Annotated in this window: 20 protein-coding genes, 1 pseudogene and 1 riboswitch; of the genes and pseudogenes, 6 read left to right on the top strand and 15 right to left on the bottom strand. The window is 71.0% G+C overall.

The annotated features are described in order from the left end of the window. A pseudogene (locus IH45_RS1000000150410) lies at positions 1-169 on the bottom strand (PadR family transcriptional regulator); the annotation flags it as partial. Positions 170-520: 351 nt separating this feature from the next. On the opposite strand from IH45_RS1000000150410, the gene IH45_RS0137920 reads away from it, so the two are divergent. Continuing rightward, positions 521-1,855 carry an MFS transporter gene (locus tag IH45_RS0137920; protein WP_394298738.1) on the top strand — a complete coding sequence of 445 codons (1,335 nt, stop codon included), beginning with the start codon at positions 521-523 and terminating at the stop codon, positions 1,853-1,855. Positions 1,856-1,873: 18 nt separating this feature from the next. Here IH45_RS0137920 and IH45_RS0137915 read toward each other — a convergent pair whose 3' ends face one another. After that, positions 1,874-2,218: a MerR family transcriptional regulator gene (locus tag IH45_RS0137915; protein WP_030679826.1), complete on the bottom strand. Its 345-nt coding sequence runs from the start codon at positions 2,216-2,218 to the stop codon at positions 1,874-1,876. A 144-nt stretch (positions 2,219-2,362) separates the two neighbouring features. Here IH45_RS0137915 and IH45_RS0137910 point away from each other — a divergent pair, with 144 nt between their 5' ends. Both IH45_RS0137910 and IH45_RS0137905 read left to right on the top strand, forming a co-directional pair. Further along, the gene (locus IH45_RS0137910; RefSeq protein ID WP_030679823.1) at positions 2,363-3,166 is read left to right on the top strand and encodes an aminotransferase class IV family protein; all 804 of its coding nucleotides are present in this window, start codon (positions 2,363-2,365) and stop codon (positions 3,164-3,166) included. Between the two features lie 127 nt (positions 3,167-3,293). After that, on the top strand, positions 3,294-4,118 hold the full coding sequence (locus tag IH45_RS0137905; RefSeq protein WP_030679821.1) for a PhzF family phenazine biosynthesis protein: 825 nt from the start codon (positions 3,294-3,296) through the stop codon (positions 4,116-4,118). A 117-nt stretch (positions 4,119-4,235) separates the two neighbouring features. On the opposite strand, the gene IH45_RS0137900 is transcribed toward IH45_RS0137905, so the two are convergent. Beyond that, entirely contained in the window at positions 4,236-5,066 is an 831-nt protein-coding gene (locus IH45_RS0137900) for a CPBP family intramembrane glutamic endopeptidase (RefSeq protein ID WP_050515470.1), read from the bottom strand. 302 nt (positions 5,067-5,368) lie between these two features. Continuing rightward, positions 5,369-6,892 (bottom strand): glutamate-cysteine ligase family protein, encoded by a 1,524-nt coding sequence (locus IH45_RS0137895; RefSeq protein WP_030679815.1) that lies wholly within the window; start codon positions 6,890-6,892, stop codon positions 5,369-5,371. Between the two features lie 619 nt (positions 6,893-7,511). Here IH45_RS0137895 and IH45_RS0137890 point away from each other — a divergent pair. Continuing rightward, positions 7,512-8,099, top strand: coding sequence for a hypothetical protein (locus tag IH45_RS0137890; protein WP_030679812.1), 588 nt, complete (start codon positions 7,512-7,514; stop codon positions 8,097-8,099). Positions 8,100-8,464: 365 nt separating this feature from the next. Then, complete coding sequence (locus IH45_RS0137885) at positions 8,465-8,671, top strand: DUF5999 family protein (RefSeq protein WP_030679809.1); 207 nt, start codon at positions 8,465-8,467, stop codon at positions 8,669-8,671. A 146-nt stretch (positions 8,672-8,817) separates the two neighbouring features. Here IH45_RS0137885 and gcvP read toward each other — a convergent pair whose 3' ends face one another. Then, positions 8,818-11,703: an aminomethyl-transferring glycine dehydrogenase gene (gcvP, locus tag IH45_RS0137880; protein WP_030679807.1), complete on the bottom strand. Its 2,886-nt coding sequence runs from the start codon at positions 11,701-11,703 to the stop codon at positions 8,818-8,820. Positions 11,704-11,891: 188 nt separating this feature from the next. Then, a riboswitch (glycine riboswitch) is annotated at positions 11,892-11,989 on the bottom strand. Positions 11,990-12,103: 114 nt separating this feature from the next. Here gcvP and IH45_RS0137875 point away from each other — a divergent pair. Continuing rightward, the gene (locus IH45_RS0137875; RefSeq protein WP_030679804.1) at positions 12,104-12,505 is read left to right on the top strand and encodes a PRC-barrel domain-containing protein; all 402 of its coding nucleotides are present in this window, start codon (positions 12,104-12,106) and stop codon (positions 12,503-12,505) included. On the opposite strand, the gene IH45_RS01000000144560 is transcribed toward IH45_RS0137875, so the two are convergent. The 10 genes from IH45_RS01000000144560 to IH45_RS0137825 all read right to left on the bottom strand — a co-directional run bounded on the left by IH45_RS01000000144560 (position 12,397) and on the right by IH45_RS0137825 (position 22,833). Continuing rightward, positions 12,397-13,974: a DNA polymerase IV gene (locus IH45_RS01000000144560; RefSeq protein ID WP_032919123.1), complete on the bottom strand. Its 1,578-nt coding sequence runs from the start codon at positions 13,972-13,974 to the stop codon at positions 12,397-12,399. The two genes, IH45_RS0137875 and IH45_RS01000000144560, sit on opposite strands and share 109 nt — an antisense overlap. Positions 13,975-14,263: 289 nt before the next feature. After that, on the bottom strand, positions 14,264-14,866 hold the full coding sequence (locus IH45_RS0137865; RefSeq protein ID WP_030679799.1) for a MerR family transcriptional regulator: 603 nt from the start codon (positions 14,864-14,866) through the stop codon (positions 14,264-14,266). 186 nt (positions 14,867-15,052) lie between these two features. Continuing rightward, positions 15,053-15,526, bottom strand: coding sequence for a bifunctional nuclease family protein (locus tag IH45_RS0137860; protein ID WP_003984965.1), 474 nt, complete (start codon positions 15,524-15,526; stop codon positions 15,053-15,055). A 53-nt stretch (positions 15,527-15,579) separates the two neighbouring features. Next, the gene (gene ftsR / locus IH45_RS0137855) at positions 15,580-16,326 is read right to left on the bottom strand and encodes a transcriptional regulator FtsR (RefSeq protein ID WP_030679797.1); all 747 of its coding nucleotides are present in this window, start codon (positions 16,324-16,326) and stop codon (positions 15,580-15,582) included. Positions 16,327-16,343: 17 nt separating this feature from the next. Then, entirely contained in the window at positions 16,344-17,180 is an 837-nt protein-coding gene (locus IH45_RS0137850) for an FHA domain-containing protein (RefSeq protein ID WP_234347039.1), read from the bottom strand. Positions 17,181-17,298: 118 nt separating this feature from the next. Further along, the gene (locus tag IH45_RS0137845; RefSeq protein ID WP_078897974.1) at positions 17,299-18,252 is read right to left on the bottom strand and encodes a DUF881 domain-containing protein; all 954 of its coding nucleotides are present in this window, start codon (positions 18,250-18,252) and stop codon (positions 17,299-17,301) included. After that, positions 18,252-18,584: a small basic family protein gene (locus IH45_RS0137840; RefSeq protein WP_003984969.1), complete on the bottom strand. Its 333-nt coding sequence runs from the start codon at positions 18,582-18,584 to the stop codon at positions 18,252-18,254. The genes IH45_RS0137845 and IH45_RS0137840 overlap by 1 nt, the downstream gene beginning before the upstream one ends. Continuing rightward, entirely contained in the window at positions 18,581-19,495 is a 915-nt protein-coding gene (locus IH45_RS0137835; protein WP_032919120.1) for a DUF881 domain-containing protein, read from the bottom strand. The genes IH45_RS0137840 and IH45_RS0137835 overlap by 4 nt, the downstream gene beginning before the upstream one ends. A gap of 119 nt (positions 19,496-19,614) precedes the next feature. After that, complete coding sequence (locus tag IH45_RS0137830; protein WP_030599307.1) at positions 19,615-22,110, bottom strand: mannose-1-phosphate guanyltransferase; 2,496 nt, start codon at positions 22,108-22,110, stop codon at positions 19,615-19,617. 114 nt (positions 22,111-22,224) lie between these two features. After that, entirely contained in the window at positions 22,225-22,833 is a 609-nt protein-coding gene (locus IH45_RS0137825; RefSeq protein WP_030679790.1) for a CDP-alcohol phosphatidyltransferase family protein, read from the bottom strand. Positions 22,834-23,086 lie beyond the last annotated feature (253 nt).

The following is a 23,086-nucleotide window of genomic DNA, read 5'->3' as shown; positions in this document are numbered from 1 at the left end:
GGGCCCGGCCGCGCGGCCCGCCGCCGCGGCCCCGGCCGCCGAACGGCGGCCCGCCGAAGGGGGGCCCGAACGGCCCGAACGCGGCGCGCCGCCCCTCGAACCGTCCTTCGTAGTCGCCTCGGCCCCCGTGCCGGCCGTGTCCGTGGTGTTCGTGTCCATGGGAACGCATGACAACGCTCCTTTCTCGTCGTGCCGCCGTCTTGTCGGCGTTGCATTTTTGATCTCTCGCGACATCACTTTGATCGTTCGCGATGCTTCAACGATATATCGGAACTGTTCGGATGACAAGGACCGTGATGGTTCGCGTCCGGCTGCTTGCCGAGTAGGGGAGGTCCGGCCGCCGTTCTTCACGACGGCGAGTGGCAGATGATCCACCAGCACGTCTCGTACCCGTACGCCCCGGAGACCGGCGAGGCGCGGACCGGTCTGCGGCCGTGACGCGGCCCGCCGTCGAAAATCGCTGTCCGCGGCGCAGGACCGGCGGCTAGCCTCCCCGGGCACGCGATCCCGAGGAGCGGACATGCCCGATGCGCCGAGACGGACGGCCATGCGGACCTCCGCACCGGGTCGCCCGGCCGCGCCGGGCCTGTGGCGTGACCGCGATTTCCGCAGTCTCTGGGCAGGTCAGACCGCTTCCCAGTTCGGGGAGCGCACCAGTCAGGTGGTACTGCCGCTCATCGCCGTGCTGGCACTCGACGCCGACGCCACCCGGCTCGGCCTGCTGCGCGCGCTGGAACAGGCGCCGGTTCTGCTGCTGTCGCTCTTCGTCGGCGCCTGGGTGGACCGCCGTCGCTCCCGCGACGTCATGATGCTGGCGGACCTGGGCCGGGCCGTCGCGCTGACCGTCGTCCTCGGCGCGTATCTGCTCGGCGTCCTCGGCATGCCGGCACTGGCCGTCACCGCCTTCCTCGTCGGCGTCCTGAGCGTCTTCTTCGACGTGGCGTACCAGACATCCCTGGTACGTCTGGTGAGACGGGATCAGCTCGCGCAGGGCAACAGCGCGCTGGAAGGCAGCCGGTCCGCGGCGCAGACCGGCGGGCCTGCACTCGGCGGGGCGCTGGCGTCGCTGCTGTCGGCGCCTTTCGCCGCCGCGGCCGGCGCGTTCTTCTTCGCGCTGTCCTTCGTGTCGATCCGCCGTATCCGCCGCCGCGAGCAGGTTTCCGGACACGCCGGGCGGCCCGGCGGGCCCGACCGCGTCCGGCACCGGATTCACGAGGGTCTCCGCCTCGTCTTCGGTCACCCCGTGTTGCGGGCCGTGTGCCTGGCCTCCGCGGCGTTCCAGTTCTTCTTCGCGGCCATGATGACCGTCTACCTGCTCTTCTTGCCGCGTGGGCTGCACCTGCCGGCCACGGCCGTCGGCCTGGCGCTCGCCGCGACGGGCCCGGGGGCTGTCGTGGGGTCGCTGTTGTCGGCGCGGCTGCCGAAACGGTACGGCCATGGCGTCGTCCTGATGTGCTCGGCGGTACTCGCCGACGGCGTGCTGCTCTGCCTGCCGGCGCTGCACGGCTCCACCACCGTCACGGTGCTCGCCCTCGTGGGCGTCAACTTCCTCTTCGGCGCCTTCAGTCAGCTGGTGAACGTCACCATGATGTCCGTACGCCAGGCCGTCACCCCCGTGCCCGTGCAGGGCCGGGTCGTCGCCACGGTCAACTGCGTCGGCATGGGACTGGCCCCGCTCGGTTCACTGCTCGGCGGGCGGCTGGCCGACCAGTGGGGGCTGCGCACCGCGCTGCTGGTGACCGTCGCCGGGCTTTCGCTTTCCCCGTTGTGCATGGCGCTTTCCCCACTGGCCCGCCTGGGGAAGAGCCTCGTGAGCAGCCCTCCCCCGCCGGCCGCCGGCACCACGCCCGCATGACCGGCTCGCGCCGTCACCTCACCCCTGCCCCAAATACCCCGCCAACGTGCTGCGGCTCCGCCGGAGATCGTCGATGCGCTCGTCCGCGGACTCCAGTGCCCGGCTCAGGATGGCCTGTACGTCCACGCACATCTCGAACTCCGGCTGCTCGCCCCGGGCGCACGGGAGTACGGCGCGGATCACCTCGGTGGTCAGCCCCGCTTCGAGCAAGGCGCGTACCTGGCGGACGGTGAGGAGCGTGTCGTCGTCGTAGTAGCGGTAGCCGTTGGGTCCGCGCCGCGCCTCCAGCAGGCCCTGCTCCTCGTAGTACCGCAGCAGGCGCGGGCTGACTCCGGTACGCCGGGACAACTCCCCGATCAGCATGTGCCCCGTCCCATCCGTAGTTGACCTTTCCATTGATGTGAACCCTTAACGTCTCGTTCAGGAGCGGACATTCCGCGGCCGGTCGCATCCCACCGGACCACTGCTGTTCCCTCCCTTTCGTTTCCGTATCACTGGAGTGAGGACATGACCTCTTTCGCCGTTCACCGTAATGGCCGGGCCGCGACCACCGACGACCTGGCGCCGCTCGCCTTCGCGGGCTACGCGCACTTCACCGCCATGCAGGTACGCGGCGGCCGGGTCCGGGGCCTCGACCTCCACCTGGAGCGGCTGCGGTCCGCCTCGATGGAACTGTTCGGGACGGCCGTTCCGGACGAGCAGGTACGGGCCTACCTGCGGACGGCGCTGGAGGCCGGGCCGGCCGACCTGTCGCTGATGGCCTTCGTGTACGCGCCGGGGGGCGAATTCGCCGCGTTCGGGGCCGATGTGCGGCTCGACGTCCTCATACGTACGGGCCCGGCCGCGTCCGCCCCGGAGGGACCGCTGGCGCTGACCACCGTCGAGCACGAGCGCGCCCTTCCGGCCGTGAAGCACGTCGGCGAGGTCTCCAAGAAGTACTTCCTCCGCCAGGCCGCCCGCCAGGGTTTCGACGACGCCGCCTTCGTCGACCGCCGCGGCCGCCTCAGCGAGGCGACGATCTGGAACCTGGCCTTCTGGGACGGCACCTCGGTGGTGTGGCCTGCGGCCGAGATGCTGACCGGCACCACGATGGGCATCGTCCGGCGCCGGCTGGACCGGCTCGGAATCCCCCAGCGCGTCCAGGAGATCACGCCCGCCGATGTGCCGTCGCTGGCCGGCGCCGTGGTCATGAACTCCTGGACGCCGGGCGTGGCCGTACACCGGATCGGCTCCGTGTCCGTACCGGAGGCACCGGACTTCCTGCAACTGCTGCACCGGGCGTACGAGGCGGAGCCGCTGACCGCGCCCTGAGAGGAGGAGCGGGCGGCCGGGCACGGCAGACGAAGCGTCAGGGTGCCGCCGCCCGCCTCCGAACCCAGTCCACTTATCCGGGATTGGCCTTGTTGGCGGCCGATGCGGCCCTCCTACACTCACCGTCATGAGGATCCGCATCGTTGACGCCTTCACCGACCGCCCCTTCGGCGGCAACCCCGCCGGAGTCGTGTTGTTCGACGCCGGTGGTTTCCCCGACACCACCTGGCTCCAGCAGGTGGCCAGCGAAGTCAACCTCTCCGAGACCGCCTTCGCCCATCCGCTGCCCGCGGGCGGGGAGGCCGACTGGGCACTGCGCTGGCTCACCCCGGCCGCCGAGGTGAACCTGTGCGGGCATGCCACTTTGGCCACCGCGCACGTCCTGCACACCACCGGGGCCGCCACCGGCACGGTCCGCTTCGCCACCCGCAGCGGAGTGCTGACGACGACGGCCGACGAGAGCGGCGCCATCACCATGGACTTCCCGACGGCCCCGCTGACGCCGGTCGAGGTGCCGCCGGTCGTGGCCGGGGCGCTGGGCGCGGACATCCTCGGCGCGTACGACACCGGTACGAACCTCGGTGACCTCCTCGTCGAGCTGGCCGACGAGAAGTCCGTACGGGCGCTGGAGCCGGACTTCAAGGCCCTCGCCTCGCCCGGCGGCCGTGGGGTGATCGCCACCGCCGCGGCCGAACCGGCCGACGGCGGCTACGACTTCGTCAGCCGCGGCTTCTTCCCCGCCGTCGGCATCGACGAGGACCCGGTGACGGGCAGCGCCCACACCGCCCTCGCGCCCTTCTGGTCAGCCCGGCTGGGCCGTGACACGCTCGTCGGCCACCAGGGCCCGGCCCGTCGCACCGGCCTCGTCCGCACCACGCTGCGCGACGACCGTACGCTGCTGACCGGCTCGGCCGTCACCGTCATCGACGGCGAACTGCTCACCGCGCCCTGAGGCTCCTCGCCATGCCCTGGGGACGGGGGAAGGGCAACGGGGGGCGGGGATCCGGGGACGCGGTGTGAGGGCGGGGCCGGGCCGTCATGGGCCCGGTCCCGATCGTCCGTCCCGTCCTCACGCCGTCGGCAGCCACCCCACCTTCCCCGCCAGCAGCGCGTACCCCACGAACGCCACGGTGTCGATCAGGGCGTGCGCGGCGACCAGCGGGCCGACGCGTCCCCAGCGCCGGTACAGCAGGACGAAGATCACGCCCATGACCATGTTGCCGACGAGGCCGCCGATGCCCTGGTACAGGTGGTACGAGCCGCGCAGTACCGCACTCGCCGCCAGCGCCGCCACCGGGGTCCACCCCAGCTGCCCCAGCCGCCGCAGCAGGTAGCCGACGACGATGACCTCCTCGACCACGGCGTTCTGCACGGCCGAGGCGATCAGCACCGGGACCTTCCACCACACGCCGGGCAGCGACTCCGGTACGACCGTGAGGTTGAAGCCCGCCGCCCGCGCGCCGAGGTACAGCAGCAGACCGCTGCCGCCGATGACCGCCGCCACGCAGACGCCGCGGCTCAGGTCGAATCCGGGCCTGCGCCGGTCGAGGCCGACCGCCCGCAGGCCCCCGGCCCGCTCGCGCAGCAGCAGATGGGCCACCAGCGCCACGGGGACGAGCGCGGTGGCGATGCCGAACAGCTGCCACGTCAGATCGAGCCACGGTCGGCCCGGCGCCTGCGAGGAGTTCATCATCGCGGCCTGGTCCTTGAGGCCGCCGGGCCTGGTCAGCGAGCCGATGAAGCTGATCAGCGCGGACACGCCGCTGGCGCCGAGCGAGAGCGCCAGGACGAGCAGCGTCTCGTTGCGCAGGAGCCGCCGCGGCAGCCCGCCGTCCGCGCCGCCCCCCCGGCCTCCGTCCGGCTCCTGCCGCCCCCGGCCCGGGGATCCCGTACCGGTCACGGGACTCGCGTCCGACTGCACAGCTGCCTCCAGTTCCGCACTACGACGTTCCGCACCATCGCGGTATCCCACCACCGCGGTCCGCCGGTCGGTGCTTCCGCGCTGGAACGTCATAGCTTGCCCGACGCCGGGCGCGGCGGGCGGTACGGGGGCGCTTGCCCGCCCCGGAAAGCTTCGACGGCAGGCGGGAACGTGTCGGAACGAGACACATCGGTGGCGGCGGGGACGGCTGCGGTCCGGGGCCGTATCCGACCGTGCTCACAGCGACCGGATACGACGGTCCTCGTCGGCGGCCGCTCCGCTCAGCCCCGCCCCGCCGCCACCGGCGCGGGCGCCCAGTCGACGGGCCATGCGTGCACCGGCTCGCCGGAATGCATCAGCTCGCTGTACCGCCGCGTCATCGCCGCCAGCGCCGCGCCCCGGCCCAGGCCGCGGCCGAGCGCGTGGTGGTACGCGGCGGCCTGCCAGGACGCCCCGTTGACGCGGCGCCGGCAGCGGGCATCGATCACGCCGAGGTAGTGGTCCCGGTCGGCCGGTTCGACGCCCCAGGCGTCCAGTCCGGCGGCGGCCATCGGCAGCAGTTCCTGGCGTACCAGGCGTACGGCGGGGATCTCGGCGAGACCGCCGGACCGGCCGCGGGGCCACTTCAGTACGGCGTCGATGCCCCGGCGGCACGCGGTGTCGAAGTTCTCGGCCGCGGCGGCGAACGGCAGGCGGGTCCACACCGGCCGCTGCTCCTCGGCCAGCGTCCGCACCAGCCCGTAGTAGAAGGCCGTGTTGGCGATGACGTCGGTGACGGTGGGGCCGGCGGGCAGTACCCGGTTCTCGACCCTGAGGTGCGGGACGCCGTCGGCCACGCCGTACACGGGGCGGTTCCAGCGGTAGACGGTGCCGTTGTGCAGGACCAGTTCCGCCAGGCTCGGGATGCCGCCCTCGTCCAGTACGGAGAGGGGTTCCTCGTCCGAGTGGATCGGCAGCAGCGGCGGGAAGAAGCGCAGGTTCTCCTCGAACAGGTCGTACGGGGCGTCGATCCAGCGCTCGCCGAACCAGGTGCGCGGACGCACTCCTTGGGCCCGCAGCTCCGGCGGGCGCACATCGGTGGCCTGCTGGAAGACCGGGGGGCGGGATTCGCGCCAGAGTTCGCGGCCGAAGACGAACGGCGAGTTGGCGCCGACCGCTATCTGTACGGCGGCGACGGCCTGGGCCGCGTTCCAGACGGCGGGGAAGCGGCCCGGGGTGACCTGGAGGTGCAGCTGCACGGAGGTGCACGCGGCCTCGGGTGCTATCGAGGCCGAGGTGGAGGCCAGCCGTTCCACGCCCTCCAGCTCGATCTGGAAGTCCTCGCCGCGCGCGGCCCGCATCTGGTCGTTGAGCAGGACGTAGCGGTCGATCTCGGAGAGGTTGGAGGCGACCAGGTCCTCGGCGGCCAGGGTCGGCAGGATACCGATCATCACGATACGGGCGGCCACTTCGGCCGCCTTGCGGTCGGCATAGGCCAGACCGGTGCGGAGTTCTTCGGCGAGTTGATCGAGGACCCGTCCGGCCAACCGGTGCGGCAGGATATTGACTTCCAGGTTGCACTGGGCCAGTTCGGTCTGGAAATCCCGGCTCGCGATGCGCTCCAGGACCTGCGAGTTCATCATCCGCGGCAGCCCGTCGGGACCGGCGAGATTCAATTCGATCTCCAGCCCCATCAGGTTCTTGGGGCGGTCGAACCGCTTCTCCTCCAGGAGTCTCCGCAATCCCGCCAGACACTCCCGCAGCTTTCTGCGATAGCGTTGCCGGTCGGTGAGGTCGATCCCGCCCGCCGCAACCTTCTCCCCCATCGAAGCGTCCCTCCTCGTGACGACGGGCCCGGCCCGGCGGGCCTCCCGGGCCCGCCGCGGCGTCCGGTTCCGCCGGTCTCCCCGGCGGCGCCAGGGGATCGCGCTACGGTCGATGATGCCCGGCAATCCGATCGATAACGCCTTGGACATGCGCCGGAACCGATAGGCTCGGTCAGACACGAAGGCTGGCACATTCCGAGGGCATACCGTCCGGTTCGGAGACCGGATCAGCGCGGCGCAGTAAACGCCGTCGAGATCCGGAAAAAGACCGTCCGGATCCGGCCTACCGTGTTCACGGCGAAATACGAGGCAGTCGCTCCGGGCGCCGCGCAAAAGTGCCGAAAACACCTCGCGGGCCGGTCCGGATTCCGCCTTGCCGACAATCTCCGCAGCCGCTAGACGAAACACTTGGTGAACACACGTCGTATAAACTTCGCTGACGAGGCAGAGAGTTGGCGCCCAGCGTCGCGGTGTTCCACCGGGGCTGCGGCAAAGCGGCTGACCCCCGCCGGGCCGACGTCCCCGATCGGCCATGTACTGGCGCTCTGTCCCCGACGCTGACGACGACGTCCGCACTTGCCCAGCACCACCGTGTCTCCCAAGTGAGAGGCGACCCACCATGCCGCTGCATGTTCCCCCTGCCCCCGCGCCCGCCCTCCGCAGCGTCCTCGCCGCCCTCGGTTCCCCCACCGCCGTGCGTGAGGCCCGCACCCCCGCCCTCCGTGCCCACCAGGGCCCGCTCACCCCCGAACTCCCCCTGCCCGTCCATGTGTTGGACGACGTCAGCCACCCGGCCGGGCCGCCCCGTACCCGGCTGACCGGCTGGCGCTTCCTGATCCGCGACGGTGAACGCGCCGTGGCGACCGCGGAGGCGATGCTCACCGCGGACGGCTGGGCGTTCTCGCATTTCTGCGAGGGCCCCTACGTCATGTCGACCGAACGGGCACTGCGTCAGGCGGAGTCCGTACCGACCCCGTACCAGCCACGGCTGCTGTCCGTGCCGGAGCTGTACATGCTCACTTTGTGGTTGCACCACGACGTCGGTGCCGACGGCGCCGAGGGCGTGCCCGCGCCGGGCGACGTCCTCGTGCCGCTGGCGCCCGCCCCGCCGGGCATCGCGGCGCACCGGCCGCACCGCGTCGCGGATCTGCTGCCCCGGCTGACCCTGCGCCTGGCGCCGGTACCACTGCTGGGGTCACCGGCCTGAGGCTCCACAGGGGGTTCTCCGCGGCGAGCGGCCGAAGCCGTACCACCGCAACCGCGCACAGAAGCACACCGTTCCACAGGATCGCGCCCCGCGCCCTTTCCGGCCGCGGGGCGCTCCGCTGCGCTCACCCACGCGGAGTACGCGACCAGGTGACACCCAACGCCCCGGCAACACCCCGGACTTGAAATGAACCGACCGCACGGGTGATGCGTCATTATCTAGTGAGTGCCGCTGCAGCCAAATCCCTGCGGAATCCGGCCCGTGGGGCAACACTGGTATCGACCTACTGAAACGGGGGAGCGGCCATGAGCATCGCGTCGAGCCGCAGGACGAATCAGCCCACATCGCAGCGAAAGATCTCATCCATGTGCCAGCATCAACCGCCGTGCCCAACCGCAGACTCCGCCGACCGGGAGGCCGCCCATCTGGTGGCGCACCACCCGGAGCAGGGCTGGAGCCTGCTGTGCAACGGTGTTCTCCTGTTCGAGGACACCGGTGAACTGCTGCCGGACGGCCAGGTCATCGCGCCGCACCGGGTGCTGGGCACACCGAACGTGGCCACCGCCGCCTGATCCTTTGCGGGCAGCGCCGCCACGGTCGACCGCACAACACGGCACAGAACACCGCACAACTCAGCACAACGGACAACAGGGCCCCCGGCGTCCACGCCGAGGGCCCTTCGCATGCCGTGCCGCCGCGAGCGGCGCGGGCCGGCGGATCAGCTGTCGTACTCCTCCAGCGGCGGGCAGGAGCAGACAAGGTTGCGGTCACCGAACGCACCGTCGATGCGGCGCACCGGCGGCCAGTACTTCTCCGCCGCCTCGACGCCGGCCGGGAAGACCGCCTCCTCGCGGGTGTACGGGTGCGCCCACTCGCCGCCGAGCGCCGCCGCGGTGTGCGGGGCGTTGCGCAGCGGGTTGTCGTCCTTGTCCCACTCCCCCGAACCGACCTTGTCGATCTCCGCGCGGATCGCGATCATCGCGTCGCAGAAACGGTCCAGTTCGTCCAGGTTCTCGCTCTCGGTCGGCTCGATCATCAGCGTGCCGGCCACCGGGAACGACATCGTCGGCGCGTGGAAACCGTAGTCGATCAGCCGCTTGGCGACATCGTCGATGCTCACGCCGGTCGCCTTGGTCAGCGGCCGTACGTCGATGATGCACTCGTGCGCGACCAGGCCGCCGGGGCCGGTGTAGAGCACGGGGTAGTGCGGCTCCAGGCGCTTGGCGATGTAGTTGGCGCCGAGCACCGCGACCTGGGTGGCGCGCTTGAGGCCCGCGCCGCCCATCAGCCGGACGTACGCCCAGGAGATGGGCAGGATGCCCGCGGAGCCCCACGGCGCGGCGGAGATGGGGCCCACGCCCGTCTCCGGGCCCGCGGTGGGCTGCAGCGGGTGGTTGGGCAGGTACGGCGCCAGGTGGGCGCGGACGCCGACCGGGCCGACGCCGGGGCCGCCGCCGCCGTGCGGGATGCAGAAGGTCTTGTGCAGGTTCAGGTGCGAGACGTCGCCGCCGAACTTGCCCGGCTCGGCGAGGCCGACCAGCGCGTTCAGGTTGGCGCCGTCCACGTACACCTGGCCGCCCGCGTCGTGCACCGCCGCGCAGATCTGCGTGATGTGCTCCTCGAACACGCCGTGCGTGGACGGGTAGGTCACCATCAGCACCGCGAGCTGGTCCCGGTACTGCTCGATCTTGGCGTGCAGGTCGCCGGCGTCCACCTCGCCGTCCTCGCCGGTCTTGACGACGACGACCTTCATGCCGGCCATCACGGCGCTGGCGGCGTTGGTGCCGTGCGCCGAGGAGGGGATGAGGCAGACGGTGCGCTGCTCGTCGCCGTTGGCGCGGTGGTACGCCCGTACGGCCAGCAGCCCGGCCAGTTCGCCCTGCGAGCCGGCGTTCGGCTGGATGGAGACCTTGTCGTAGCCGGTGACCGTGGCCAGCCGCTCCTCCAGCTCCGCGATCAGGGTGAGGTAGCCCTGCGCCTGCTCGACCGGCGCGAACGGGTGCAGCTGCCCGAACTCGGGCCAGGTGACCGGCTCCATCTCGGTCGTCGCGTTCAGCTTCATCGTGCAGGAGCCGAGCGGGATCATGCCGCGGTCCAGCGCGTAGTCCTTGTCCGACAGACGGCGCAGGTAGCGCAGCATGGCGGTCTCGGAGCGGTGCTGGTGGAAGACCGGGTGCGTCAGGTACGTGTCGCCGCGCAGCAGCTCCGCCGGCAGCGCGTCGGCCACGGCCGCGTCCAGCCGCTCGATGTCGGCCTGGACGCCGAAGGCGCCCCACACCGCGTGCACCTGCGCGCGCCCGGTGGTCTCGTCGCAGGCCACACCCACCAGGTCCGCGTCGACCAGCCGCAGGTTGACCCCGCCCTCGCGGGCCGCGGCGACCACCTCGGCGGCCCGGCCCGGCACCCGTACGGTCAGCGTGTCGAAGTACGCGCCGTGCACGACCTCGACGCCGCCGGCGCGCAGGCCCTCGGCCAGGACGGAGGCGTAGCGGTGGGTGCGGCGCGCGATGCCCGCGAGGCCGTCGGGGCCGTGGTAGACGGCGTACATGCCCGCCATCACCGCGAGCAGCACCTGCGCGGTGCAGATGTTGCTGGTGGCCTTCTCGCGGCGGATGTGCTGCTCGCGCGTCTGGAGGGCGAGGCGGTACGCCTTGTTGCCGTCCGCGTCCACCGAGACGCCCACCAGGCGGCCGGGCAGACTGCGGGCGAACTTCTCCCGTACGGCCATGAATCCGGCGTGCGGGCCGCCGAAGCCCATCGGCACGCCGAACCGCTGGGTGGTGCCGACGGCGATGTCCGCGCCCAGCTCGCCCGGCGAGGTCAGCAGCGTCAGCGCCAGCAGGTCGGCGGCGACGGTGACGATCGCGCCCAGCTCGTGCGCCCGCTCGATCACGGCGCGGGGGTCGCGTACGGCACCGGACGCGCCGGGGTACTGGAGCAGCACGCCGAAGACGCCGCGCTCGGCCACCTCGGCCGGTATGCCCTCGGACAGGTCGGCCACCACGACCTCGACGCCGGTCGGCTCGGCGCGGGTCTCGATCACGGCGATCGTCTGCGGCAGGCAGTCGGCGTCGACCAGGAAGACGCCCTCCTTGACCTTGCCCACCCGCCGCGCCAGGGCCATCGCCTCGGCGGCGGCCGTCCCCTCGTCCAGCAGCGAGGCGCCGGAGGTCGGCAGACCGGTCAGGTCGGCGACCATGGTCTGGAAATTGAGCAGCGCCTCCAGCCGGCCCTGCGAGATCTCCGGCTGGTACGGGGTGTAGGCCGTGTACCAGGCGGGGTTCTCCATCACGTTGCGCAGGATCACCGGCGGGGTGAACGTACCGTGGTAGCCGAGACCGATCATCGGGGCGAGCACCTGGTTGCGGTCCGCCAGCGCCCGCAGCTCGGCCAGCACCTCGGCCTCGGTGCGGCCCTGGGGCAGCCCCAGCGCCTCCGCACTCTTGATCACGTCCGGTACGGCGGTCGCGGTGAGCTCGTCCAGCGATCCGAACCCGACCTGCGCGAGCATCTTGGCCTGGTCCTCCGGGCCGGGGCCGATGTGCCGCTGCTCGAACGGGGTACCGCGTTCCAGCTCGGTCAAGGAGATGCGGTTGGTGGTCATCTGCGGGGGCCTCCTGGTCGTTTCGACCTCTGCGGGGCACCACGGCGCTGGTGCCCGGACGGCCTCCCCCTCTGTCATCGCAACCTGAGAGCTTCACCGGTTCCGCGCGCGGAACCGGCTTTCACCGTCGGTGAGGAGGGGTTCCGGCGCTGTGCCCGTCCGTGGCCCGCCCTGCTTTCCAGAGTGACCTCGTCCATGCGGTACGTGAGCCTGAGAGATTCCGGGGAGGAGTTGCTCCTTCGGCGCCCCCGCCATGATCGACAAGGGACTCTCCCGCATGGGGTCTGCAGCCGTTCGCCAGCCTACCAGCGCGGCGAACGGGCGTTCCTTCGAGTGGCCGGGGCATGAAATGTGCCCTTTGGTAGTTGTCACAAGGCAGTTGCGACCACTTGGAGGGACCGTGCAGACCGATATCGATCCCCGCAGCTTGATCGGCCGCAAGGCGTTCGACAAGAACGGAACCAAGATCGGCACCGTCGACGAGGTGTACCTGGACGACGCGACCGGAGAACCGGAATGGGCGGCCGTACGCACCGGGATCTTCAGCCGGGACGCGTTCGTGCCCCTGGAGCCCAGCGACCTGGTCGACGAGGCGCTGCACGTCCCCTACGACCGCAAGCTGATCCGGGATGCGCCGGACTTCGGGGTGGGCCGCCACCTCTCGCCCGAGCAGGAACTACAGCTCTACCACCACTACCGGCTGGACATTCCGGCCCCCGATGCCGTCTCCGGTCCCGTACCCGGCTCGGACGCCGCGCGGGCCGACACGGAATTCGGGCGGGTCGCGGGGGCGGAGGACTGAGGGGCGGGCTTCTCGGAGGCAGGGCCGGCGGGCGGCTCGCCCGGTTCTCCGGGCGGATCGGCCGGCGCACCGGACGACCCCTCCGGCGCGCCGTACGCCCCGCTCCCCCACCCTTCCGGCGGTCCGCCCACCAGCGGCAGCGGCTCACCGGGGCGCAGCGCCGGGTCGTCCACGGGGAAGGTGCGCACCCGCCCGCGCCCGGACCACGGCTGCTCGAACCGTACGGTCACCCGGCCGACGCCGCTGCCCTGCACCCAGCCGGCGCCGTGTTCGTCGTGGATCACGTCGAGCCCGGGGAGCCAGCGCCGGGGCCGCTCGGGCTCGTCGGCCGCCTCCCGGGCCGCCTCCACCGCCAGCCGGCGCTCCCGCTCGGCCTCCTCCTCGGCCGCCTTCTCCGTCGCCAGCTGGGCGAACAGGTCCTCCTGGGTGAAGTCGGCGAGCCCGGTCACGCCCACGCCCAGCAGCCGTACGCCGCCCGTCGTGTCCACCAGGTCCAGCAGCCGGGCCGCCGCCTCCCGCACCACGCCCGGGTCGTCGGTGGGCCCGCGCAGCGTCTCCGACCTGGTCAGCGTCGAGAAGTCGTAGTTGCGCACCTTGATCACCACGGTCCGGCCGGAACGCCCCGCCGCCCGCAGCCGCTCCACGCAGCGGTCCGCCAGCCGCGTCACCTCGGCCCGCACCCGCGTCCGGTCGGTCAGGTCCACGTCGAAGGTGTCCTCGACCGATATGGACTTCGCGTCCCGCTCGGCCACCACGGGCCGGTCGTCGCGGCCCAGCGCCATGGCGTACAGCCCGGTGCCGTGCGCCTTGCCCAGCAGGCGCACCAGCTCCGCCTCGCCCGCCTCCGCCGTCTCGGCAACCGTGTGGATGCCCGCCCGGCGCAGCGTCTCGGCCGTGGCGGGGCCGACGCCGGGCAGCGTGCGCACCGTCATCGGGCCCAGCAGCTCCCGCTCCGACCCGGGCTCGATGACCACCAGGCCGTCCGGCTTGGCCTGCTCGGACGCGATCTTGGCCAGCATCTTGGCCCCGGCCAGCCCCACCGACCCGGTCAGCCCCGTCGTGCGCCGGATGTCCCGCCGCAGCCGCTCCCCCACGGCCCGTACGGCCGCCGTGTCGGCCTCGACGCCGCCCGCCTCCAGGTCCACGAACGCCTCGTCCAGGCTGAGCGGTTCCACCAGCGGCGACAGCGCGTGGAGCAGTTCCATGACCTGGTCGCTCACCCGGCGGTACAGGGTGAAGCGCGGGGTCAGATAGGCCGCGTTCGGGCACAGGCGGCGGGCCTGGGCCGTCGGCATCGCCGAGCGCACCCCGAAGACCCGGGCCTCGTACGACGCCGTGGAGACCACGCCGCGCGGGCCGATCCCGCCGACCACCACGGGTTTTCCGCGCAGGCTCGGCTTCGCCGCCTGTTCGGCGGACGCATAGAACGCATCCATGTCCAGATGCAGGATCGTCGGAGCACGTCTCACATGACCGATGCTCCCCCACACCACTGACAATCGCCCTGACCGACCCCGTCACGCCGGTCGCGCGCGGTCCCGGACACGGCCTGAAATCCCCTGAGGGGCCCTGTGCGCGCTCTTGGTACCCCGTGGGCCTCTGTGGCCGCTGTGCGCTTTCTGATGCCGTAGAGGCGCGGGAGACCGCCCTGACGGGCGCACGAGGCGCGCTCTCAGGATTTCCACGCCGGGGCGCGCCGAACACGCCGGGGTACACGCCGGACCATTCGGCCCGCGCCCCCGCACCGTACGCCCCCGCTCACCCCGCCCGGTTGCGCCGCCGCGCCAGTTCGTCGTGCGGGTTGTGCCGGACCAGCGTCTCGCCGGTGTCCACGCTCTCCCCGTGAAGCTGCGACAGCGCGCCCTCCACGTCGCGCCAGACCACGCCCACGGCGATGCCGAAGACGCCCTGTCCACCTTGGAGCAGGTCCACGACCTCATCGGGCGAGGTGCATTCGTAGACCGTCGCGCCGTCGCTCATCAGGGTCATTCTCGCCAGGTCGGACAGCCCGCGGGAGCGCAGGTGCCGGACGGCGGTGCGGATGTTCTGCAGCGAGACCCCGGTGTCCAGCAGCCGCTTGACGATCTTCAGGACGACGACGTCCCGGAAGTTGTAGAGCCGCTGGGTGCCCGATCCGTAGGCGGGCCGTACGCTCGGCTCGACAAGCCCCGTGCGGGCCCAGTAGTCGAGCTGGCGGTAGGTGATCCCGGCGGCCGCGCACGCCGTCGGGCCGCGGTAGCCGATGGTGTCCGCCCCGCGGTCGCCCGGTACCCCGGCGGCCTGTGCCGGGGTGCGGTCAGCAGCCCCGGAATGGAGCGGCAACACCCCTTCCGCCGCCGTACCGTCGCCGGTGATTGCCACGCCGACCTCCGTCCTCCACGTCCCGGACGGGACCTGCCATATCGACGGTATGCAGTCACTCGGGGTGCGTCAACGATCGCCGCGCTCGCCACGCCGAGTGATAATCACCTTGCGAGTGGTTTCTCGTGTCCCTGCTCGGGGAAAGGCTAATCGAATGCGCGGAAGGCGGGCTTCCGCGCACCCGGCTCACTGGCTGTTGGTGCCGAAGTCCTCGGGCGAGATCTGGTCGAGGAACTCGCGGAACTTCTCCACCTCGTCCTCCTGCTCGTCCGGGATGGCGATGCCCGCGTCGTCGAGGACCCCGTCGGTCCCGTAGATCGGCGTACCGGTGCGCAGCGCCAGCGCTATGGCGTCGGACGGACGGGCGCTGACCTCGACACCACTGGCGAAGACCAGTTCGGCATAGAAGACCCCCTCGCGCAGGTCCGTGATGCGGACCTGGGTCAGTTCCTGGCCCACCGCTTCCAGCACATCCTTGAAGAGATCGTGCGTCAGCGGCCTGGCAGGGGCCATCCCCTGCTGGGCGAAGGCGATGGCGGTGGCCTCCCCCGGCCCGATCCAAATGGGCAGGTAACGGTCGCCTCCTACCTCCCGTAGGAGCACGATCGGTTGGTTGGAAGGCATTTCCACCCGGACACCCACGACATCGAGCTCGTTCACACAGCAACCCTAGGACGTGCCCGGCCGGTTTGGGTAGTCGGGCCACCCATTGCTCACGTCAGGCGGACGCGCAGGGCGGACTGGACCAGTGCGGCGTGCAGCCGTACGGACAGCGTGGCCAGTTCCCTGGCCGTGGTCTCGGCATGCTGCCTGGTCTGCGGATTGCGGTGGCGGCGCAGCGGCGCCACGACCTGTTCGACCAGATTGGCCTCCCGCTCGGCCGCCGCCTTCACCGTCCGCAGATGGCGCGGCTCCAGACCGAAGCGCCCCAGCTCGGCGACGAGTTTGGCGACCGTGACGGCCTCGATGTCGTAGCCGCCCCCGTCGTCCGGGACGATGAGCCCGTACGACTCCCAGTCGGCGAGCTCGGCCTCCTCGACCTCCGCGGCGGCCAGCAGCTCCGCCCGGCCGATACGGGTGACCGTGGGCCGGTCACCGGCCGGCTCGCCCAGCCCCTCGAACAGCTCCCCCGCGGGCGCGGCGGGCGCCGGCAGCTGCACCTGCTCACCGCGCGCCACGGCGTCGAGGTGCTCGCGGATCACTTTCAGCGGAAGATAGTGATCACGCTGCATCCGCAGGACGGACGCCAGCCGGGCCACGTCGTCCGGGCTGAATTTGCGGTAGCCGGACGGGGTACGCCGCGGCTCGACGAGCCCCTCGGCCTCCAAGAAACGGATCTTGGAGATGGTGACCTCGGGGAACTCGTCGCGCAGCGTGTTGAGCACCGTACCGATGCTCATCAGCTTGCCGTCCGCGGCGGTGCCGGCCGACCCGGCACCGCCCGGCCCAGTGCGGTGCATATGCCTTCCTTGGCCGGTCAGAAGCCGACGCCCCGCTGGCTCGCGTAGAAGACCAGCCGGAACTTGCCGATCTGCACCTCGTCACCGTTGGCGAGCAGGACCGAGTCGATCCGCTCCCGGTTGACGTAGGTGCCGTTCAGGCTGCCGACGTCGGCGACGGTGAAGGTGCCGTCCTGGCCGCGGCGGAACTCCACATGGCGACGCGAGACCGTCACGTCGTCCAGGAAGATGTCGCTCTGCGGGTGGCGGCCGGCCGTCGTCAGGTCGCCGTCCAGCAGGAAGCGGCTGCCCGAATTCGGACCGCGGCGCACGACCAGCAGGGCCGAGCCCATCGGCAGCGCCTCGACGGCCGCCTGCGCCTCGGGGGACAGCGACGGGATCGCCGTCTGCCCCGTCGTCTCCGCGTCGTAGGCCTCCAGCCCCGAGATGGAGATGGTCGAGGTCGTCTCGGAGGCACGCTCCGGCTGCGCGCCGGGGCGCAGCGGCGCTCCGCAGTTGGAGCAGAACCGGCTCGCCTCGGCGTTGCGGTGACCGCACCTCGTACAGACCGGCAAGGAAACCCCTCCACCCGTGTTCGCGGCCGACGGTCCCTGGGAACCTATGCGGCCGGACACGGAGGGGTCAACAGAACCGGCGCCGGGCGCGCCGACCTGGTCACGGAAGAGCGGGCGCTCCTGAGCGGCGCCGCTCTCCTCGGGCTGGCGCGGGGCGCGGTGCTTCGCCGAGCCGGTGCCGCCCTCCTGGCGTGCGCTCTTGCCGAACAGCTTTGCAAACAACTTCACGGGCGATTCCCCTTGAACGAAACAGACCCGCCCGTGGGGCAGGACGAACCCTCGATGCACACACCGGCCGATCCGGACATCCGGTGAACGTCCGTGGCCTCCACACAGTTTCCACCACGCACCACCCGTACGGTGCGCCGACCCCCCGCTACCTCATGCCCGACCCGGGCCGTACCCATTCGTGGCCCGCTCACCGCGATGACGACCGAGCGTAGTCAGGCCGCTTCGCCTCTCGCAAGGCATCCACAATGATCTTCTCGTCACGGCTCACCGACACTGTGGCCTGCTCCTTTTCCAAAGTCTGCACCACTCCGCCCGGGATGTTCAGCGCGGGCTCCAGGTCCTCGGGCTTGCCGATCACCTTGAAGCGGTACGGCTGGGCGACCCGCTTGCCGTCCACCTCCACGCCGCCCCGGACGTCCGAGACGTACGAACCGGCCACGATCCGTACGTCGTTGATCTGGACGGCCTCGGCCCCGGCCGCCCGCAACTCCTGAATGGTGTCCAGGAGTTTGTCCGCCTCGACGGAGTGCGTCGGGTCGTTGATGGTGAGGTTGATGCCCGGCCCCTGCGCCGCCACCGTCCCCGCCAGCACGCCGAGCTGCTGCTCCTTCTCCACGGTCTGCTTACGGGCCTCCTCGGCCTGGTCCGAGCTGTTCTCCAGCTCGGTCTTCTGACCTTCCAGCCTGCGCTGTTCATCCGTCAGGCGCTGCGAACGGTTGTCCAATTCATCCAGGATGCGCACCAGGTCCTCCTGTCGCGCGCCCCGTAGTGCACTGCTGTCACTGGTGGAACGTACCTGAATTGCCAGGCCGAGTCCGAGAATGAACAGCAGCAGGGCGACGATCAGTTGGGCACGGGTCAGCCGCGGCGGCCACAGACCGGCCACCAGACGCTGCCGTCCGGTCATCGCCGGCCCGGGCGCGCCGGGCTCCGTGGCCGGTTCCGTACCGTCCGGCGCCCCGCCCGCGGCGTGTCCCCCGTCGGCCTTACGGTCCGCCGCGCTGCTCTCCGGCGGCATCGGCCGGCGGTCGGCGGGCCGGTCCGTGCCCGCGGACCGCGCCGTACGGGGCTCCTCCGGGGCCCGGCCGGGCTCCGGCGCCGTACCGTCCCGCCCGGGGTTCTCGTCGGTACCCATCGGCATCAGGCCCTGAAGACGTGCCGGCGGATGGCCGCGGCGTTGGAGAAGATGCGGATGCCCAGTACGACGACCACACCGGTGGACAGTTGGGCGCCGACGCCGAGCTTGTCCCCGAGGAAGACGATGAGCGCGGCGACCACCACGTTGGACAGGAACGAGACGACGAAGACCTTGTCGTCGAAGATGCCGTCCAGCATCGCGCGCAGACCGCCGAAGACGGCGTCCAGCGCCGCGACGACAGCGATCGGCAGGTAGGGCTCGACCACCGTCGGCACCACGGGTCGGACCACAAGTCCGACCACGACTCCCACGATGAGGCCCAGTACGGCGATCACGATGTGCCCTTCCCTGTGTCGGTGCCGCCCTGGGCACCGGCCTTCGGCTGTGCTGTACGTACGATCAAACTGGGCGCGGGCGGCAGCGTGACCCCGTTCTCGGCGGAAATCTTCGTACGGATCCCGTAGTTCTTCTGCAGTACGTGCAAGTACTGACCGTCCGCACTGTCCTGGAACGCGGTGGCGAGCTTCTGCCCGTCCCCCACCGCCAGCACCGTGTACGGCGGCACCAGCGGTTTGTTGTCGACCAGTATGGCCTCTCCGGCGGCTCTGATCGCCGAGAGGGACGTGAGCCGCTGCCCGTTGACGGAGACGGCCTCGGCGCCGGACGCCCAGAGGCCGTTGACGACCCGCTGCAGATCGCGGTCACGCAGCCGCCCGGTGTCCGAGAAACCACTGCTCTCGCGCGGGCCGCCGCCACTGGACTGCGCCGACTTCGCGTCGTCGACGACGAGCTTCACTCCGGGGCCGGTCACCTGGGTCGAGCCCGACAGCAGCGCGAGCAGCTCGGCCTTGTCGCCGCCGTGCTTGCGCAGCGCCTCGCGCTGGATGGCGCCCACGTCGTCGCGGAGCTTGTCGACACGCTTCTGCACCGCGTCGGCGTCGGCCGTGCCGTGCTCGATACGGCTGATCAGCTCCTCGCGCTCCTTGGCCAGGGTGGGCGCCGATATCCGCGCCTGGGCGGCGCCGACCGTCACCACCACCGCGGCGAGCACCAGGCCCGCGGCCAGCCCCAACTTCGCCCGCAGCGTACGGGGAAGGCCACGCACCCCCGCCTCGCTCTTGCGCGCCGCCGCTTCCGCGTACCCGTCGTCCAGGGCGTGGTCCATGACGTTGGTCAGCAGCGACATCGAGGCATCGGGGCGCGAGGCCTGGTGGGGGGTGCTCCGATCGGGGCGCTGCTGCGACATGCCGCACATCGTCGCACGTCGGCGGCGCAGTCTCCCAATGGCCCCACCGGCGTGCCGAATCGCGGCACGCCGGTGGGGCCACGGGACGGCCGGACGCGCTCACGTCCGGCCGGCCGGGCTCAGCGGCCGGCGCTGTCCACCACGGCGGACCACTCGTCCAGCAGCTGCTGGGCCGAGGCGTCGTCCGGGCCCTCCGCCCACAGATGGGTGACGGCCTCCGCCGGGTCCGGCAGCACCAGCACCCAGCGCCCGTCGGCCTCCACGACCCGTACGCCGTCCGTCGTGTCCACCGACCGGTCGCCCGCGGCTTCCACCACATGGCGCATGACCAGGCCCTTGACCGCCCACGGCGTGGCCAGGTCCCGCTTGAGCACATGGGCCCGCGGGATCCGCGCGTCGATCTGGCTGAGCGTGAGCTGCGTACGCGCCACCAGCCCGATCAGCCGCACGAACGCCGCCGCGCCGTCGAAGACGCTGCTGAACTCCGGCACGATGAAGCCGCCCCGGCCGTCACCGCCGAAGATGGTGTCGTCCGCGCGCCCCACCCGGGTCAGGTCGTCGGGCGAGGTGGTCGTCCACTCCACCTGCGTACCGTGGTACGCGGCCACCTGCTCCGCGATACGGGTCGTGGTCACCGGCAGCGCCACCCGGCCGCTGCGCCGTTCGGCGGCCACCAGGTCGAGCATGACCAGCAGCGCCCGGTCGTCCTCGATGATCCGGCCGCGCTCGTCCACCAGCGACAGCCGCTCGCCGACCGGGTCGAACCGCACCCCGAAGGCCGCCCGCGCGGAGGCCACGATCTCCCCGAGCCGGACCAGCCCGGCGCGCCGGGCGTCGGCCGTCTCGGTCGGCCGGGACTCGTCCAGGCCGGGGTTGATGGTGAGCGAGTCGACGCCGAGCCGCCCGAGGAGGCTCGGCAGGACGAGGCCGGCGCTGCCGTTGGAGGCGTCGACGACCACCTTCAGGCCCGCCTCGCCGATGCCCTCGGTGTCCAGCGACCTGAGCAGCGACCCGGTGTACGAGTCGTAGACGCTGGAGGGGAAGTGCAGGTCGCCGATCTCGCCGGGGAAGGCCCTGCGGTACTCCTGGCGCGCGTAGACCCGGTCCAGCTTGCGCTGGCCCGCGAGGGAGAGGTCGGCGCCCCGCTCGTCCAGGAACATGATGTCGACGGAGTCCGGTACGCCGGGTGTCGTACGGACCACGATCCCGCCCGCGCTGCCGCGGGCCGTCTGCTGCCGGGCGACCGGCAGCGGCACGTTCTCCACGTCCCGTACATCGATGGCGCTGGCCTGGAGCGCGGAGATCATCGCGCGTTTGAGTGCCCGCGCGCCGCGGGAGTGGTCACGGGCGATGGTGACCGTGGAGCCCTTCTTCAGGGTCGTGGCGTACGCGCCGGCGAGGCGTACCGCCACCTCGGGGGTGATCTCGACGTTCAGGATGCCGGACACGCCGCGCGCGCCGAACAGGTGCGCCTGGCCGCGGGACTCCCAGATCACCGAGGTGTTGACGAACGCGCCGGCTTCGATGGTCTTGAACGGGTAGACCCGTACATTGCCCTGAACAATCGATTCCTCACCGACGAGGCACTCGTCGCCGATGACGGCGCCGTCCTCGATCCGCGCCGCCCGCATGATGTCGGTGTTCTTGCCGATCACACAGCCGCGCAGGTTGCTCTGCTGGCCGATGTACACGTTGTCGTGCACGACGGCCTTGTGCAGGAAGGCGCCGCTCTTGACGACGACGTTGGAGCCCACGATGGTGTGCTCGCGCAGTTCGGCGCCGGCCTCGACCTTCGCGTAGTCGCCGATGTACAGCGGTCCGCGCAGTACGGCGTCCGGGTGCACCTCGGCGCCCTCGGCGACCCAGACGCCCGGCGAGATCTCGAAGCCGTCGATGTCCACGTCGACCTTGCCTTCGAGGACGTCGGCCTGGGCCTTCACATAGCTCTCGTGGGTGCCCACGTCTTCCCAGTAGCCCTCGGCGACATAGCCGTAGACCGGCTTGCCCTCCTTCATCAGCTGCGGGAAGACATCACCCGACCAGTCCACCGGGACGTCGGGTTCCACATAGTCGAATACTTCGGGCTCCATGACGTAGATGCCCGTGTTCACCGTGTCGGAGAAGACCTGGCCCCAGGTGGGCTTCTCAAGGAATCGCTCGACCTTGCCGTCCTCATCGACAATCGTGATGCCGAATTCCAGGGGGTTGGGGACCCTCGTGAGGCAGACGGTGACGAGCGCGCCCTTCTCCTTGTGGAAGCGGATCAGGTCGGTGAGATCGAAGTCGGTGAGCGCGTCGCCGGAGATCACGAGGAAAGCGTCGTCGCGAAGCGCCTCCTCGGCGTTCTTCACGCTGCCGGCGGTTCCCAGCGGCTTTTCCTCGTTGGCGTAGGTGAGCTCCATGTCGAGCTCTTCGCCGTCACCGAAGTAGTTCCTGACGAGGGACGCCAGGAATTGCACGGTCACCACGGTCTCACTGAGTCCATGCCGTTTCAGCAGCCGCAGCACATGCTCCATGATCGGCCGGTTGGCCACCGGCAGCAGCGGCTTGGGCATACTCGACGTCATGGGGCGAAGACGGGTGCCTTCGCCGCCGGCCATCACAACGGCCTTCATGTCGGAAGCGTCCTCCTCGAAAGAGACGACGGTCTTGCCGACTTCACCCGTCCGTGAGACTTATCGGTCTGCGCCCTCGGCACCTGGTTTCGGCCAGGTGCCGGTACGGCGGGATCAGCCGGCCTTGTTGTCCGCCTTGATGAGTCGGCGGACCTGGACCACATAGAGGATCCCTGCCCACCAGTACAGTGCTGTACCCCATCCGGCGAACGCCCATCCGAAAATCGCAGCGAGCGTGTGGAGCCAGCCTTCTCCGTCGCTGAGCAGCAGCAACGGGAAGGCGTACATCAAGTTGAATGTAGCCGCCTTCCCCAGGAAGTTCACCTGGGGCGGGCCGTACTTGTGGCGGGCGAGGGCGGCGACCGCGATCAGCAGCATCAGTTCCCTCGCCAGCAGCGCCGCGGTGACCCACAGCGGAAGGATTCCGCGCCAGGTCAGGCCGACGAGCGTGGAGAGGATGTACAGCCGGTCGGCGGCCGGGTCGAGGATCCGGCCGAGGCTGCTGATCTGGTTCCAGCGGCGGGCCAGCTTGCCGTCGAGGTAGTCGCTGACGCCGCTGAGCGCCAGTACCAGCAGCGCCCAGTACTTGGTGTCCGGGCCGCCGAACTCCTTCCACAGGATCAACCACAGGAACACCGGCACGCCGACGAGACGAGCCATGCTCAGAATGTTCGGGATGGTGAGGACACGATCCGTCTGGACGCGCGTCTCCTGGACCTCCACCCGGGGGCCTCCTGTGGGGAACGTACCGACGATGCCCCCTGACCTTACCTGGCCACTACAGTTCGCCACACCGCGGGGCCCCTGTCCGGATACCACCCGATAACCACCGGAAAAGCGACCTGCGGCCGCCGGCGCCCCGGAGGAAGTGCCCCAGAACGCGGAAAAGCCCCGCACCATACGGTGCGGGGCTTCCCACAAAAATTGTTCGGCGGCGTCCTACTCTCCCACAGGGTCCCCCCTGCAGTACCATCGG

Origin of the sequence: Streptomyces rimosus subsp. rimosus, from assembly GCF_000720725.1 — a bacterium.
GTDB lineage: Bacteria > Actinomycetota > Actinomycetes > Streptomycetales > Streptomycetaceae > Streptomyces > Streptomyces rimosus_A.
Note: the sequence above shows the minus strand (reverse complement) of the source record. Positions and strands in the feature narration are given on the sequence as shown.

Coding starts and splice junctions, on each gene's coding strand:
- IH45_RS0137920 (WP_394298738.1), top strand. CDS start 521: ATGCCCGATGCGCCGAGACGGACGGCCATGCGGACCTCCGCACCGGGT.
- IH45_RS0137915 (WP_030679826.1), bottom strand. CDS start 2,218: ATGCTGATCGGGGAGTTGTCCCGGCGTACCGGAGTCAGCCCGCGCCTG.
- IH45_RS0137910 (WP_030679823.1), top strand. CDS start 2,363: ATGACCTCTTTCGCCGTTCACCGTAATGGCCGGGCCGCGACCACCGAC.
- IH45_RS0137905 (WP_030679821.1), top strand. CDS start 3,294: ATGAGGATCCGCATCGTTGACGCCTTCACCGACCGCCCCTTCGGCGGC.
- IH45_RS0137895 (WP_030679815.1), bottom strand. CDS start 6,892: ATGGGGGAGAAGGTTGCGGCGGGCGGGATCGACCTCACCGACCGGCAA.
- IH45_RS0137890 (WP_030679812.1), top strand. CDS start 7,512: ATGCCGCTGCATGTTCCCCCTGCCCCCGCGCCCGCCCTCCGCAGCGTC.
- IH45_RS0137885 (WP_030679809.1), top strand. CDS start 8,465: ATGTGCCAGCATCAACCGCCGTGCCCAACCGCAGACTCCGCCGACCGG.
- gcvP (WP_030679807.1), bottom strand. CDS start 11,703: ATGACCACCAACCGCATCTCCTTGACCGAGCTGGAACGCGGTACCCCG.
- ftsR (WP_030679797.1), bottom strand. CDS start 16,326: ATGCACCGCACTGGGCCGGGCGGTGCCGGGTCGGCCGGCACCGCCGCG.
- IH45_RS0137845 (WP_078897974.1), bottom strand. CDS start 18,252: ATGCCGATGGGTACCGACGAGAACCCCGGGCGGGACGGTACGGCGCCG.
- IH45_RS0137835 (WP_032919120.1), bottom strand. CDS start 19,495: ATGTCGCAGCAGCGCCCCGATCGGAGCACCCCCCACCAGGCCTCGCGC.
- IH45_RS0137830 (WP_030599307.1), bottom strand. CDS start 22,110: ATGAAGGCCGTTGTGATGGCCGGCGGCGAAGGCACCCGTCTTCGCCCC.